This window comes from Prosthecomicrobium sp. N25 (genome assembly GCF_037203705.1).
In the GTDB taxonomy this organism is placed as follows: Bacteria; Pseudomonadota; Alphaproteobacteria; order Rhizobiales; family Ancalomicrobiaceae; genus Prosthecodimorpha.
The window spans coordinates 1672454-1686453 of sequence record NZ_JBBCAT010000001.1 but is presented as its reverse complement, the minus strand read 5'-3'; the positions used below and the strand labels follow the sequence as shown (position 1 = coordinate 1686453).

12 protein-coding genes are annotated in these 14000 nt (G+C 69.6%); 1 reads left to right on the top strand and 11 read right to left on the bottom strand.

The features are described from left to right. Positions 1-117 precede the first annotated feature (117 nt). The 6 genes from WBG79_RS07640 to ybgF form a co-directional block, all read right to left on the bottom strand. The gene (locus WBG79_RS07640) at positions 118-960 is read right to left on the bottom strand and encodes an outer membrane protein (protein ID WP_337356512.1); all 843 of its coding nucleotides are present in this window, start codon (positions 958-960) and stop codon (positions 118-120) included. 221 nt (positions 961-1181) lie between these two features. Beyond that, positions 1182-2030, bottom strand: a complete 849-nt coding sequence (locus WBG79_RS07635) for an outer membrane protein (RefSeq protein WP_337356511.1) — start codon at positions 2028-2030, stop codon at positions 1182-1184. A gap of 247 nt (positions 2031-2277) precedes the next feature. Further along, the gene (gene glmM, locus WBG79_RS07630) at positions 2278-3624 is read right to left on the bottom strand and encodes a phosphoglucosamine mutase (protein WP_337356510.1); all 1347 of its coding nucleotides are present in this window, start codon (positions 3622-3624) and stop codon (positions 2278-2280) included. Positions 3625-3856: 232 nt separating this feature from the next. Continuing rightward, the gene (gene ftsH, locus WBG79_RS07625; RefSeq protein WP_337356509.1) at positions 3857-5785 is read right to left on the bottom strand and encodes an ATP-dependent zinc metalloprotease FtsH; all 1929 of its coding nucleotides are present in this window, start codon (positions 5783-5785) and stop codon (positions 3857-3859) included. 144 nt (positions 5786-5929) lie between these two features. Next, positions 5930-7270, bottom strand: coding sequence for a tRNA lysidine(34) synthetase TilS (gene tilS / locus WBG79_RS07620; RefSeq protein WP_337356508.1), 1341 nt, complete (start codon positions 7268-7270; stop codon positions 5930-5932). Next, positions 7257-8369 (bottom strand): tol-pal system protein YbgF, encoded by a 1113-nt coding sequence (gene ybgF, locus WBG79_RS07615; RefSeq protein WP_337356507.1) that lies wholly within the window; start codon positions 8367-8369, stop codon positions 7257-7259. Before ybgF ends, tilS begins: the two co-directional genes overlap by 14 nt. A gap of 320 nt (positions 8370-8689) precedes the next feature. Here ybgF and WBG79_RS07610 point away from each other — a divergent pair, with 320 nt between their 5' ends. Beyond that, positions 8690-9244: a cytochrome b gene (locus WBG79_RS07610; RefSeq protein ID WP_337356506.1), complete on the top strand. Its 555-nt coding sequence runs from the start codon at positions 8690-8692 to the stop codon at positions 9242-9244. 88 nt (positions 9245-9332) lie between these two features. On the opposite strand, the gene pal is transcribed toward WBG79_RS07610, so the two are convergent. The 5 genes from pal to tolQ form a co-directional block, all read right to left on the bottom strand. Beyond that, complete coding sequence (gene pal, locus WBG79_RS07605) at positions 9333-9830, bottom strand: peptidoglycan-associated lipoprotein Pal (RefSeq protein ID WP_337356505.1); 498 nt, start codon at positions 9828-9830, stop codon at positions 9333-9335. 287 nt (positions 9831-10117) lie between these two features. After that, positions 10118-11509: a Tol-Pal system beta propeller repeat protein TolB gene (tolB, locus tag WBG79_RS07600; protein ID WP_443147412.1), complete on the bottom strand. Its 1392-nt coding sequence runs from the start codon at positions 11507-11509 to the stop codon at positions 10118-10120. Between the two features lie 48 nt (positions 11510-11557). Continuing rightward, positions 11558-12598 carry a hypothetical protein gene (locus tag WBG79_RS07595; protein ID WP_337356504.1) on the bottom strand — a complete coding sequence of 347 codons (1041 nt, stop codon included), beginning with the start codon at positions 12596-12598 and terminating at the stop codon, positions 11558-11560. Continuing rightward, a complete protein-coding gene (tolR, locus tag WBG79_RS07590) occupies positions 12595-13050 on the bottom strand; it encodes a protein TolR (RefSeq protein ID WP_337356503.1) in 456 nt (151 codons plus the stop codon). Before tolR ends, WBG79_RS07595 begins: the two co-directional genes overlap by 4 nt. A gap of 12 nt (positions 13051-13062) precedes the next feature. Then, positions 13063-13776, bottom strand: a complete 714-nt coding sequence (gene tolQ, locus WBG79_RS07585) for a protein TolQ (RefSeq protein WP_337356502.1) — start codon at positions 13774-13776, stop codon at positions 13063-13065. Positions 13777-14000: the final 224 nt, after the last annotated feature.

The window sequence follows — 14000 nt, the reverse complement described above, 5'->3', positions numbered from 1 at the left end:
AGGAGGCGACTGCGAAATGCAATGGGGACAAAGACGGAGACCGGCCGGCGAAGCGCACGGCAGAAGGGCGCGGGACAGGGGTCCCGCGCCCTCGGATCGCCGCATGAGGCGATCAGGTCAGTTCTTGGCGATGACCGGCGCCATCGGGGCGGGCGCCGGCAGGAGCCAGCGGGCGCCGATGCGGAAGTCGTGGGCGCTCAGGTCGTCCACGGACAGCGGGGTCTTCACGCGCGCGCCGCCCGGATGGACGATGAGGGCGCCGGTGGTCGGGCTGCCGACGTTCAGGTAGCGGTAGCCGGCGTCGATCTTCAGGTGCTCGTTGACGTCGAAGCTGGCGCCCGCATAGAGGGCCCAGGCGAGGTCGACCCCCGAGGTCTTCTTGTAGGAGGACTGGACGCTGTCGTAGCGCAGGACGCCGCCGAAGCCGTCAGGGATCGGGTTGACCGAAGACTGCGTGCCGGAAATCTGCCGGTAGGCCGCGCCGATGCCGGCGCCGACATAGGGCGTCACGCCCCAGTAGGACCCGAGGTCGACATAGCCGTTGGCCAGCACGGTGGCGACGCGCACGGTGCCCTGCACCTGGGCGGTGCCGGTGTAGCGGAACGCCCCCACCATGTAGCTTTCCTGGCCGCTGCCGCGCAGCGAGATGCCGGTCCGCCACTCGGCCGTGATGTCGCCGCGCAGGAAGTTGGAGAACTGGTAGCCGACGCCGCCGCCAATGCTGGTCGAATCACCGACGTTGCGCTCGTGCCAGCGGCCGGTGGAGCCGGCGAACTCCTTCTCGCGCATCCAGCCTCCGCTCCAGCCGGCGCCGACGTCGCCGCGCAGGTACCAGTTGCCGGCCATGAGGGGCTCGACGATCGGAGGCGGCGTATAGGGCATGCCGAAGTCGGCGGCGCCGGCGGCCGAGGCCGGGGCAAGGAGCACGGCGGCCACCCAGATGGTCGAGATCTTACGCATGGTCTTCATCCGTGTTGGGCCTCGACGCGTGAGGCGCCGAGCAGCGAATTCGATTCCTGATCCAGACTAGGTCCCGTATGGTTAAAGTCGCGTTAAATTTGCGCGTCAGCACAGATATCACTCAGTCTTTCTCTTGGAAAACATAAAACATTCAAAATATAAAAAAGCCCCCGCGCTTGATTTATTGGCGCAGGAGCTTTTTAGAAACAACTCTCTTGTGATCAGTATACGAAGTAGCGCATGCCGAGTCGGATCTGCTGGACGCCGATGTCCTTCATGGTGACGCCGTTGTTCGAGCCGGAGCGGACATTGAGGTTCGTCGTGCCGCCGCCGACGCCGCCGACCGGGTTGGTGACGGTCGTGCCCTCGTAGTGCGAGGTGCCGCCCTTGGCGTCCTTGACCCAGAGATAACGGTAGCCGAGGTCGAACTGCAGGCCGCTGCCCATGTCGTAGGAGAGGCCGGCCATGCCGGCCGCCGCCAGCGTCGAGCGGCTGTAGCTGTCGAAGCCGATGGAATAGTTGCTGTAGGAGGCGCCCGGCACGGTGGTCACGCCGGTCGACCAGGACCCGCCCTGATGGGCGAGGCTCATCACCGCGAAGCCGAGGCCGCCGCCGATATAGGGAGTGATGCCGCCCCAGTTACCGAGGTCCGCGTAGACGTTGGCGAGGATCGGGATCATGGTCAGGTCGCCGCGGTTCACCGATCCGCCCGGGCAGGTGAAGCCGTAGCAGCCGCCCGTCCGGCGCCAGTCGACGGAGCGCTTCGAGTAGTCGGCGGTCAGGTCCACCCGGAGCCAGTCGTTGAACTTGAAGCCGAAGCCGCCGCCAAAGGAGAATTCCGAGTTGGCGTGCGGCGACTTGATCGTCGTTCCCGGGAAGCCGGCGGAGATCGAGCCGACCGTCATCTTGTCGTAGCTGATGTCGCCGCGCAGGTACCAGCCGGTGCCGATCTCCTCCGGCGGGATGACGGAGGGCGCGTCGATCCGAGGCGCGGCGTAGTCGGCCGCGAACGCCGGAGCGGCGATCAGCGCAGTGGCGAGGACGGCGGCGATGTGGGCGGGCCTACGCATGATCCTGGTTCCCTGTTCGATCCGAGCCGAGGTCCGGATCGCTTCTCCTTGGGAAGGATCATGGCCGAGAAGTCTTAAGCGTTGTTTAACCGTGTTTCTTAACCACGTTGGTTAAGGTTAACGAAGTCTTGACGCCCCGGAGCGCACCCGCCGTCCGCCCCGACGAGGGCGGACGCGCACGAGAAAAGGCCCGCGGCCGGGCTGCAGCCGGGCGCGGGCCTCGCGGCAAGGACGGGGTCGGGAGCGGTCAGGCGGCGGCGCGGCCGATGCTGTCGGCGATGTCGTCGACCACGCGGCGGACGAGCGTCTCGTCGTCCCCCTCGCCCATCACGCGGATCAGCGGCTCGGTGCCGGACGGGCGGATCACCAGGCGGCCATAGTTGCCGAGGCGCCGCGTCGCGTCCTCGATGGTCGCCTTGACGCTGTCGTCGTCGAGGGGACGGCCGCCGCGGATGCGGATGTTCTTGAGGATCTGCGGGACCGGGTCGAAGCGGTGGCAGACCTCCGAGACGGGCCGGCCGAGGCGCTTCACGACGGAGAGCACCTGCAGGGCGGCCACCAGGCCGTCGCCCGTGGTGGTGTAGTCGGACAGCACGATGTGGCCGGACTGCTCGCCGCCGACATTGAAGCCGCGCTCGCGCATGCACTCGACCACGTAGCGGTCGCCCACCTTGGTGCGCTCGAGGGTGAGGCCCCTGCCCTGCAGGTGGCGCTCGAGGCCCAGGTTCGACATGACGGTGGCGACGATGCCGGGCTGGGCGAGGCGACCGTCTTCGTGGAAGGATTCGGCCACCACAGCCATCAGCTGGTCGCCGTCGACCACCTGGCCCTTCTCGTCGATGATGATGACCCGGTCGGCGTCGCCGTCCAGGCAGATGCCGATGTCGGCGCGGGTCTCGTGGACCTTGCGGGCGCAGGCCTCCGGGGCGGTCGAGCCGCAATCCCGGTTGATGTTGAAGCCGTCCGGCTCGACGCCGACGCGCACGACGTCCGCCCCGAGTTCCCAGAGTGCCTCGGGCGCCACCTTGTAGGCGGCGCCGTTGCCGCAGTCGATGACCACGCGGAGCTCGTCCAGGGAGAGATTGCGCGGCAGCGTGCGCTTGGCGAACTCGATGTAGCGGTCCTGGACGCCGTCGATTCGCTTGGTGCGGCCGAGGTCGGCCGAGCCGGCGAGCTTGGAGCTCAGGTCCTGCTCGATGAGGTGCTCGATCTCGGCCTCGATCTCGTCGGAGAGCTTGTAGCCGTCGCGGCCGAAGAGCTTGATGCCGTTGTCGGCGTAGCCGTTGTGCGAGGCCGAGATCATGACGCCGAAGTCGCAGCGGAGGGAGCGTGTCAGCATCGCGACGGCCGGGGTCGGAATCGGGCCGGTCATGAAAACGTCGACACCGACGGCCGTGAAGCCGGCCACCATGGCGTATTCGATCATGTAGCCGGAGAGGCGGGTATCCTTGCCGATCACCGCGCGGTGCCGGTGCCGCCCGTGCCGGAAGGCGAGGCCGACGCTCATGGCGGTCTTCATGGCGATCTCGGGCGTGATGGGCCAACGGTTGGCCGTGCCGCGGATGCCGTCCGTGCCGAAATACTTTCTGGTCATGCCTGCAGGATCCCGAACATGGCCCAAGGACCGGTCGCGCCGTTCATATCTCAGATCCTACGGAGCCATCGTTCAAAAATCGTGAGAGAAGCGAAACCTTGCGTGATCGCGGCGGGCGTCGCACCCGCTCCGTCCAGATCTGTACCGCGGCGGCGTCGAGCGGCGTCACGACGGAAAATGCCCGCCGGGCGGCGGGCATTCCGGGTCTCGGGGCCGAGGGCGGAGGGTCAGGTCAGCTCGGCTGGGGCGCGACGCCGCCTTCCGGCTCGCCGCCCTTCTGGTCGCGCGGCTTGGCGCCGGCGGTCGGCACGGCCGAGGCGCGCGAGGTCGGCTGCTTGTCGCCAGAGTCGCGGTGCGGCGGGTTGCCGGCGATCAGCTCCTTGATCTCGTCGCCCGACAGGGTCTCGTACTCGAGCAGGCCCTTGGCGAGCGCGACAAAGTCGTCGTGCTTCTCCGTCAGGATGCGGCGGGCCTCCGAGTAGGCCTGGTCGATCAGGCGGCGCACCTCGCGGTCGATTGTCTGCGAGGTCGCCTCGGAGATGTTCTGGGTGCGGCCCATGGAGTAGCCGAGGAACACCTCCTCCTGGTTCTCGCCGTAGGCCACCGTTCCGAGCTCGTCGGAGAAGCCCCAGCGGGTCACCATCGCGCGGGCGAGCTTGGTCGCCTGCTCGATGTCGGACTGGGCGCCGGAGGTGATGTTCTCCTTGCCGAAGGTGATCTCCTCGGCGACGCGGCCACCCATCATGATGGCGAGGCGCGAGGTCATCCACTTGTAGCGGTAGGAATAGCGGTCGCCCTCGGGCAGCTGCATGACCATGCCGAGCGCACGACCGCGCGGGATGATGGTCGCCTTGTGGAGCGGATCGGCCGAGGGGACGTTCAGCGCCAGGATGGCGTGGCCGGCCTCGTGATAGGCGGTGAGCTCCTTCTCCTCCTGGGTCATCACGGAGGAGCGGCGCTCGGCGCCCATCATGATCTTGTCCTTGGCGTCCTCGAACTCCTGCATGGTCACGATCCGCTTGGAGCGGCGGGCGGCCAGGAGGGCGGCCTCGTTGACGAGGTTCATCAGGTCGGCGCCGGAGAAGCCGGGGGTGCCGCGGGCGAGGACCTTCAGGTCGACGTCGGGAGCGAGCGGGACCTTGCGGACGTGGACCTTGAGGATCTTCTCGCGGCCGATCACGTCCGGGTTGGACACCACGATTTGCCGGTCGAAGCGGCCCGGACGCAGGAGCGCGGGGTCCAGCACGTCCGGCCGGTTGGTGGCCGCGATGATGATGATCCCCTCGTTCGGCTCGAAGCCGTCCATCTCGACAAGGAGCTGGTTCAGGGTCTGCTCGCGCTCGTCGTTGCCGCCGCCCAGGCCGGCGCCGCGATGGCGGCCGACCGCGTCGATCTCGTCGATGAAGATGATGCAGGGGGCGTTCTTCTTCGCCTGCTCGAACATGTCGCGCACGCGGCTGGCGCCCACACCGACGAACATCTCGACGAAGTCGGAGCCCGAGATGGTGAAGAAGGGCACGTTCGCCTCGCCGGCGACCGCGCGGGCGGTCAGGGTCTTGCCGGTGCCGGGCGGGCCGACGAGGAGCACGCCGCGCGGGATGCGGCCGCCGAGGCGCTGGAATTTCTGGGGGTCGCGAAGGAACTCCACGATCTCCTGCAGGTCCTCCTTGGCCTCGTCGATGCCGGCGACGTCGTCGAAGGTGACCCGGCCGTGGGCCTCGGTCAGGAGCTTGGCCTTGGACTTGCCGAAGCCCATGGCCTTGCCGCCGGATCCTTGCATCTGCCGCATGACGAAGAGCCAGATGCCGATGATGAGCAGCATCGGGAACCAGGAGATGAGCGCGCTCACGAGGCTGAAGTTCTCGCCGGCCGGGCGGGCCTGGATGACGACCTCCTTGCGGCGCAACAGGTCCACGTATTGGCTGTCGCGCGGCGCGTAGGTCTGGAAGGAGCCGCCGGAATTGGCGTAGACGCCGCTCACCTGCTGGTCGGTGATGGTCACCTGTTTGACGCGACCGTTCTCGACTTCGTCCAGGAATTGCGAGAAGGGAATCTCGTTCGCGCTCGATCCGCGGCCCGGATTCTGGAACAGCTGGAAGAGTGCGATCAGAAGGAGGCCGATGACCACCCAGAGGGCGAAGTTCCGGAAATTGGCGTTCATTGGAGTTCCCATCTCGACGGGCGGGCGTCGGCAGTTGCCCGGAGCCCCGGACCGGCACACCTCGTCTTGGACCCTAAAATAGGTCGCGGGTCACGGAAAGCCAAGCCGAGACGCCGACTGTGCACGGATCGCCTGACGGAAACGTTACCCGCCGGACCCGTGTTCCGGTCCGGCCTCGAAATGGCCGCCTGCCGGGAAGGCCGGACCGCCCGCGACGGCGGCGGGGCGGACGCTCAGATGCGCAGGTGAAAGGGCGTTCGTCCAGTGCCCGAGCGCAGGAACGGCCGCAACCGCACCGTTTCGGAAGAAAGCCGGGAGGGTGGCGAGCGCGAGCCGCTCCGGGCCGCGGATCGCGGGGCGGAGCCGGCGGACCAGCGCGGGAGGCGCCGGGGCGACGTGGACCGGTTCGGGCGCCTCGGACGAAAGAACGAGATCGAAGCGGCCGTCCCAGAGCGCCGATGCGCCGGGCGCGAGGTCCAGGGCCGGCGCGCCGCCCCGTCCGAACTCGCGGAAGAGCCATACGGCGCCGCCCTCGCCGACCACCCGGGCGCCGCCGAGGGTCCGGCCCGGAAGGTCACCCGCGGCGCGCAGCGCCTGCTCCAGCTCCTCCAGGCGCGCGAGCCGCGGCGGATAGGGCCCCGGGGCGACGGTGCGGATGAGGCGCGCCAGCGCGCGCAGGCGGACCTCGGCGGGAGCGGCCATCCAGGCCTCGTGGTCGAGCCGGACATAGCCGCCCGGCCGGAGGGAGGCCGCCCCGGCCAGGAGGGCGTCGACGGTCGCGTCGATCGCCGCAGCCGCGCGGGCCATGCGGGCGGCGGTCTCCGACAGCGCGCGGACGTCGAGGCCGAGGGGCGCGAGGGCGGCGAGGATGCGGCGGGTCTCAGCCCGGCGGAAGCGCGGGTCCCGGTTCGACGGGTCTTCGGCCCAGGTCTCGCCCCGCGCCTCCAGGGTGGCGACGAGGCGCGCCTTGGGCACGTCCAGGAACGGGCGATCGAGCGCCAGCCCGCCGAGGGGCCGGCTCGGCGGCATGGCGGCGAGGCCGTAGACACCGCTGCCGCGGGCGAGCGCCATCAGGACGGTCTCGGCCTGGTCGTCCAGGGTGTGGGCGGTGAGAAGCCGGTCGCAGCCGGCCCGCCGGGCGGCCTCGGCGAGGAGGCGGTAGCGGGCCTGGCGGGCGGCGGCCTGGAGGCCGGCGGCGGGCTTGGGGCCGGCCCATGTGAGGGTCTCGTGCGGCAGGCGGAGGGCGGCGGCACGGGTCGCGACGGCGGCGGCCTCGGCGGCGGAGGCGGGGCGGAGCGCGTGGTCGACGGTGAGGACGCGGAGCGGCGGGGCGGCGGGGGTCCGGTCGCGCCAGCCTGCGGCGAGGACCATCAGGGCCGTGGAATCGGGGCCGCCTGAGACGGCGAGCGCGAGAGCGCGCGCGGTGCGGAAGGGAGCGAGGAGGCGATCGACTTCGGCATCGCCGAGCGGCTCAGCACTTGGCACGGACTTTCTCGGCCTGGGCGCGGTCGCGCAGCTGCTTGGAGGCCTTGGGGTACTTGACGACGAGCTCATCGTAGGTGGCGCAGGCGGCCTTGCGCTCGCCGAGGCCCTGCAGGCTGAGGCCGAGCTTCAGGAGGCTGTCGGGGGCCTTCGCGCCGTCGGGAAACTGGGTGTAGCTCTTCAGGAAGGCATCCGCGGCTTCGCGGAACATGCTCCGGGCATAGAAGCTCTCGCCCAGCCAGTACTGGGCGTTGCCGATCCGCCGGTCGGTCGGGTGGTTGGCCAGGAAGGTACGGAAGCTCGTCTCGGCGAGCTCGTACTCGCCGTTCAGGATGTAGCCGTAGGCGGCGTCGTATTCGTCGCGCGGGCTCGCGACGGGGGGGACGTTCTGGTAGCGCGGCGGAACCGTCGGGACGCCGGCGGAGCGCTGCGGCGCGGCGGGACCGAGGTTGACGCCGGGGGGCAGATCCGAGGCGGGCGGCGGGACACCTGGCCGGGCCGAGAGGTCGAGCGGGCCGCCGCGGCCGATGACGCCCCCGATCGGATCCTCCGAAGCCGGGATCTGTCCGATCACGGCGGGGGGCGCGCCGGGACCGGCGCGCGGGTAGCCGCCCGGGGCGACGCCGGCCGCCTGCGCCGGGCCGATCGGCCGGGGCGGAGACGGCCCCGGTCCGGGGGCAGCAAGCGGCCCATCGTCGTCGTCCTCCAGCGTGGCCTGGCCGGGCGGAGCCGCGACCGGCACCCCGCCGGACGGGGGCGACGGCGCGGGCTGGAGTTCGGTGCGCTTCGGCGGCGCGGCCTTGGCGCGGCCGGCACCGGCACCGGCGTTCTCGAGCTCCTGGATGCGGAACTCGTAGTCCTTCTGCATCCGCCCCATGGTCTCCTGAAGTTGGCGGATCGAGAAGGTGAGCTGCTCCAGCTGGCCGTTCAGCTGGCGCATCTGGCCCTCGAGTTGCTGGATCTTCAGGTTCAGCTCGGCCTGGCGGCGCTGAGCCTGGTCGGCGTTGTTGCCGAAGCCAAAGAGATCCTGGGCACGGGCCGCCCCGACCGCGGCGAGCGAGGCGGGCAGGAGGAGCGCGAGGGCGAGGAGGAGGCGCGGCACGGCCCCCGGCGGACCGGCGGAATTGCGTTTCGGACGGGAACGGAATGCCATCGAGTTGAGAGCCCCTTCGACGGAGGCGACGACCGCCCGGCGGGCGGCCTCCCCCGGAGCGCGGTGCTTAGCATGACGCTTGGGTTTCGGCCAAAGTTTGGCTGGATTTCCGGGGATCGGGGCGGATCTTCGACAGCCTCGCGACCGATGCAGAATCGCCACAGGCGGGGTCTGTACATTACCGAAAGATAATGTTCCGGACTGGTCCCAGTAGGCGTCGGCGGAGCAGTGTCGCGGTATCCGAAACGCTGGAAACGGGGGAAGCTTCGATGACCGTCAGGGACACGGACCAGGGCTACGGGCCGCTGTCGATCGCGCTCCACTGGATCGGCGGCGCGCTGGTCGTGGCGCTGTTCATCCTCGGCAACCGCATGGAGGACCTGCCGCGCGGGCCGGAACTCGCGGCCGCGAAGTCGCTGCACATTGGCGTCGGCATGCTGGCCTTCGCGCTCCTGGCCTTCCGAATCGCGTGGCGGGCCGCCAATCCGGTGCCGCCCCTCCCGACCGGCCAGCCGGCCGCGCTCGACCGGCTGGCGCGGCTCGTCCAGGTGGCGATGCTCGCCACGATCGCGATCCTGATCGTCTCGGGCCCGCTGTCGATCTGGGCGTCGGGGCGGCCGATCGAGGTCTTCGGGATCGTGTCGCTGGGCTCGCCGCTGCCCAAGATGAACGCCCTCAAGGAGGGCCTGGAGATCGTCCACAGCATTGCCGCAAAGGTCATCCTGGTGCTGGTCGGGCTGCATGTGCTCGGCGCGTTGAAGCACCTCGTGGTCGACCGCGACGGCGTGGTCCGGCGGATGCTGGTGCCGGTGCGGGGCGGCTGAACTCTCGACCCGCATCCCGCCTGCGCAGACGCGAACGGCGGCCCGAGGGCCGCCGTTTCCGATTCGGGGGGTGCGCCGGCGTTCGGCGTCAGCTGCCGGCGCCGTTCAGGACCGTGACGGCGCGGCGGTTCTGGTTCCAGCAGGTGTCGGCGTCGCAGACCGCGACGGGGCGCTCCTTGCCGTACGAGATGGTGCGCAGGCGGGTCGGGGCGACGCCGCGGGAGATCAGGTAGTCGCGGGTGACGGCGGCGCGGCGGGCGCCGAGCGAGATGTTGTACTCGCGCGTGCCGCGCTCGTCGGCATGGCCCTCGATGGTGATCGTGTAGCGCGGATAGCGGCCGAGCCAGGTGGACTGGCGGTCGAGCGTGCCGCGCGCCTCGGGAGTGAGGTCGGACGAATCGACCGTGAAGAAGACGCGGTCGCCGACGTTGACCACGAAGTCCTGCTGGCTGCCCGGCGTGGCCGCCCCGCCGGCGCCCGCGCCGATCTCGGACGGGTTCTGGCTGGCGCAGGCGGACAGCGCGATGGCGGCGGCGATGACGGTCGCGAACCTGATGGCGCGGCCCTGGCGCTTCGCGGTCGACATGATGTGTTAACTCCTTCGATCGGTCGGATACTTTTCAGTATCCCTAACGCACCCTGGTTAACCCTGTGTAGAGAGACGTGGTGAACGAAAGGTTACTTTAACTTCACCGGAATCTCTCTTGGTCCTGATCTTGGATGATCCTGGACTGTGTTCGAATGGTGACAGGCGCGGGGCGGTTCCGGGCCGCTCCGGGGACCGAATCCGGGTGTTGCCGGATCAGCACAGGGCGCGGGGCGGGCCAGCCCAGGGCGCGTCCGCGCAGTCGTGGCCCGGCCGCAGGGCCGCCGTCACCTGAGGAGCGGGGACCAGGCCGGATCGGAGGCGAAGGCGGGGGTGCGGATCTGGCTGAGCACGTTGCCGGTGACGTCGGCGAGCCACAGGCCGGGGCCGCCTGAGGGGCCGCCCGACTCGCGGAAGAACATCACGTAGCGCCCGTTCGGAGACCAGGTCGGGCCCTCGTTGTGGTAGCCCTCGGTCAGGGTCCGCTCGCCGGAGCCGTCCGGCTTCATCACGCCGATCTTGAAGGAGCCGCCCTCCTGCTTGGTGAAGGCGATGTAGCTGTTGTCCGGGTCGGGCGACCAGACGGGCGTGGAGTAGCGCCCGGAGCCGAAGGAGATGCGGCGGACGTTGGAGCCGTCGGCGCCCATCACGTAGAGCTGCTGGGAGCCGCCGCGGTCCGATTCGAAGACGATCTGGCCGCCGTCCGGCGAGAAGGACGGCGAGGTGTCGATGGAGGCGCCCTGGGTCAGCGCACGCACCTGCCGGCTGCCGAGGTCCATGACGTAGACGTTGGCGTCGCCGTCCTTCTGCAGGGAGAGGACGAGGCGGCCGCCGTCGGGCGAGAAGCGCGGCGAGAAGGTCATTGACGGGAAGTCGCCGACGAGCTGGCGCGCCCCGTTGGCGACGTTGAGCAGGAACACCTTGGGGTCGCCCTGGCCGTAGGCCATGTACGCGATCTGCTGGGCCGAGGGGGAGAAGCGCGGGGTCAGGACGAGTTCCTGGCCGCGGGTCAGGTAGCGGACCCCCTGCCCGTCCCAGTCCATGATGGCAAGGCGCTTCACCCGGTTGTTCTTGGGGCCGGATTCGTCGACGAAGACGACGCGGCTGTCGAACATGCCCTTGAAGCCGGTGAGCTGCGAATAGGCGGCGTCGGCGACGATGTGGGCGAGGCGGCGGACGTTGTCGCGCGAGGTGGCGAATTGCTGGCCGACGAGCTGCTGGCCGGTGGCGACGTCCCAGACGCGAACCTGCGCGGTCACCTGGCCGCCCTGGTCGGTCACCGTACCGGCGATCAGGGCCTGAATGTTGAGGGGGCGCCAGTTGTTGAAGTTCGGCATCTCGCCAGCGCCGACAACCTTGTCGATGTGGCCGGCCGGGTCGACGGGGGCGAAGTAGCCGGAGGTCTTCAGGTCGGCGGCGACGATGCGGGCGACCTCGGCGCCGAGCTGGCTGTCGCCGGAGAAGATCGGCACGGCGATCGGCATGGGCGAGAAGGGCTGTCCAGGCGTGATGGTGATGCGCAACTGGGCGCTCGCCGGGGTCGGGGCGACCGACAGGCCCGCTGCGATGCCCGTGGTGGCGAGCATGGCGCCGAGCGCGCGGAGAACGACGCGGCGGTTCGCGGGCAGGGCGGCGAGGGCCGGGAGCGGCCGTCGGAGCATGTCGTCGGGATCAGGCATCATCGGATGTCCTCGTCGTGGGTCACGCGGCCGAACCAGGGGCGGCCGTCATAGGTCCTTGGGATCGAAGGTCGCGGCGACGTCGGCCCAGGCCTGGTACTTGTCGGCGGGCAGCTTGTAGGGGCCGCATTGCAGGATGGCGCGTTCGGCGCTCCGGGCGAGGCTGACCCCCAGCGGGTGAGCCGGGGCCTCGATGGGTTGCGGGCGGCCGCTGACGGAGCCGTCCTGATTGAGGGCGAAGCGCATGGTGACCTTGAGGTTGGCCTCGGAGGCGCCGATCGGCGGGTTCCAGCACTTCTTGATCTGCGCGACCAGGGCGTCGACCTCGTTCTGCGTCATCTTCACGGCCGAATTCTGTCCCGTGGCGGTGCCGAGCGAGGCGGTCCGCGGGGTGGTCGAGGCGGCGGTGCCGGTCTTGTTGCGGTTGAGAATGTCGGAGATCTCGCGGGAGTCGAACTGGCTCTTGGTCTGGGAGGGCTGAGCGGGCTGCACGGCGGCGGTCTTGACCGGCTCGGGCTTCTTCTCGACCGGCTTCGGAGGCTCCGGCTTCTTCTCCGGTTCCTTCTTCGGCGGTTCCTTCTCGGCCTTCTCGATGGCCTTCTCGAGCGCCTTCTGGTCCTTCGGCGGCTCCTTGACGTCGGGTTTCTTGCCCTCGCCGAGGTCCTTGGCCTTCTCGGCCTCCTTCGGCTTGTCGGGCTCCGGCTCCTTCGGCGGCTCGGGCCTGGCGACGGGCTTCGTCTCGGGGGGCTTCGGCGCGGGCGGCTTCGGCTCCTCCTTGGGGAGGGCGGCGACCTCCTGGGGCTTCTGCTCGGGCGGGGCGGGCGGCGGCTCCTCCTGCTTGGAGGTGCCCTCGCGCTTGCCGTCCCTGTCCTTGGAGGCTTGCGCCGTGGTCTTCTCGACGATCTCCTCCTTCGGCTTGGCGGTCTTGTCGCCGAGCCGCAGGCTGGTCGCCTCCGAGAGGGGCACGAACTCGACCGGCAGGGCGTCCACCACGGGCTTGGCCATGTCGTCCCGGCCCGGGAGCGACAGCACCGCCCAGGCGAGCAACGCCGCGTGAAGCGCGACCGATGCGGGGAGCCCGACCTTCACCGCGCCGCCACCTCCTCGGTCGAGACGAGGCCGATCTTCTTGAAGCCGGCCTGGTTCAGGCGGCCCATGACCTTGATCACGGCGCCGTAGTCGGCGGCCTTGTCGCCGCGCACGTAGATCCGTTCGTCGGCGCCGTTCTTGGCGGCGGCCTGCAGGGTCGGGATCAGGTCCTCGATCTTCATCGGCTTGTCCTGCAGGTAGATCTGCCCCTTGGCGTCGACCGAGATCATGATCGGCTGGGTCAGGCCCTCGAGCGGCTTGGCCTTGCTCTCCGGCAGGTCGATCGGCACGCCCGTCGTCATCAGCGGGGCGGCGACCATGAAGATGATGAGCAGCACCAGCATGACGTCGATGAACGGCGTCATGTTGATCTCGCTCATGACGTTGGCGCGCGCGGTGCGGCGGCGACGCCGCCCGCCCTTCTCGCCGCCCGATCCGACCGACATGCCCATGGGGTGCGCTCCTCAGGCCGCCTGCCGCTCATCGATCTGGCGCGAGAGGATCGCGGAGAACTCGTCCGCGAAGGTCTCGAGCCGGGCGCCGAGCGCCGCCGAATCGGAGGAGAGCTTGTTGTAGGCGATGACCGCGGGAATCGCGGCGACGAGGCCGATGGCGGTGGCGAAGAGCGCCTCCGCGATGCCGGGGGCGACGACCGCGAGCGACGTGTTCTTGGAGGCGGCGATGCCCTGGAAGGCCGTCATGATGCCCCAGACCGTGCCGAAGAGGCCGATGAAGGGCGAGGCGGAGCCGATCGTCGCGAGCACCAGCAGCTTCGACTGCAGCCGCTCCAGTTCGCGCATGATGGTCACGTCCATGACCTTGTCGATGCGGGTCTCCAGCGAGCCGATCGCGGCGCGGCCGCCCTCGTGGCTGCGCTTCCACTCGCGCATGGCGGCGACGAAGATGCCGGCCATGCCGTTGGACGTGCGGGTGGAGAGGGTGCGGTAGAGCTCCTCGAGGCTCTGGCCCGACCAGAAGACCTGCTCGAAGGCGTCCATCTGCCGGCGGGTGCGGCCGTAGAGCAGGATCTTGTCGATGACGATGGCCCAGCACCAGACCGAGGCGGAGAGGAGGCCCAGCATCACCACCTTCACCACCAGATGGGCGTTGAGGAAGAGCGCGAGCAGCGAGATCGAGGCGCTCGGGGCCGTCAGGGCGACCTGGGTAACCTCTGGCATGGACATGGATCTCCTGGAGCCGCCGCGGGCGGCGCGTCCCTCGTGGTCCGGAGGGGAAGGGGCGAGCGGCAGCGGGCGGGCGGCAGCCCTCGAAAACCCTACGTCGCGCGCCGACTTTCCTGCCCGGCGAATATGGCCAAACAAGGACTCGTAAAGTCCGCTTACCCGCAGCAAGCCCTTGTCAAGGTTAAAGAAGAGTGAAGGTGTTGCATCGCAGCACGGGG

Bases quoted from the DNA above. Each gene is read 5' to 3' on its own strand.
- WBG79_RS07635 (WP_337356511.1), bottom strand. From the start codon at position 2,030: ATGCGTAGGCCCGCCCACATCGCCGCCGTCCTCGCCACTGCGCTGATC.
- WBG79_RS07640 (WP_337356512.1), bottom strand. From the start codon at position 960: ATGCGTAAGATCTCGACCATCTGGGTGGCCGCCGTGCTCCTTGCCCCG.
- tolR (WP_337356503.1), bottom strand. From the start codon at position 13,050: ATGGGCATGTCGGTCGGATCGGGCGGCGAGAAGGGCGGGCGGCGTCGC.
- glmM (WP_337356510.1), bottom strand. From the start codon at position 3,624: ATGACCAGAAAGTATTTCGGCACGGACGGCATCCGCGGCACGGCCAAC.
- tolB (WP_443147412.1), bottom strand. From the start codon at position 11,509: ATGCCTGATCCCGACGACATGCTCCGACGGCCGCTCCCGGCCCTCGCC.
- tolQ (WP_337356502.1), bottom strand. From the start codon at position 13,776: ATGCCAGAGGTTACCCAGGTCGCCCTGACGGCCCCGAGCGCCTCGATC.
- WBG79_RS07610 (WP_337356506.1), top strand. From the start codon at position 8,690: ATGACCGTCAGGGACACGGACCAGGGCTACGGGCCGCTGTCGATCGCG.
- pal (WP_337356505.1), bottom strand. From the start codon at position 9,830: ATGTCGACCGCGAAGCGCCAGGGCCGCGCCATCAGGTTCGCGACCGTC.
- ftsH (WP_337356509.1), bottom strand. From the start codon at position 5,785: ATGAACGCCAATTTCCGGAACTTCGCCCTCTGGGTGGTCATCGGCCTC.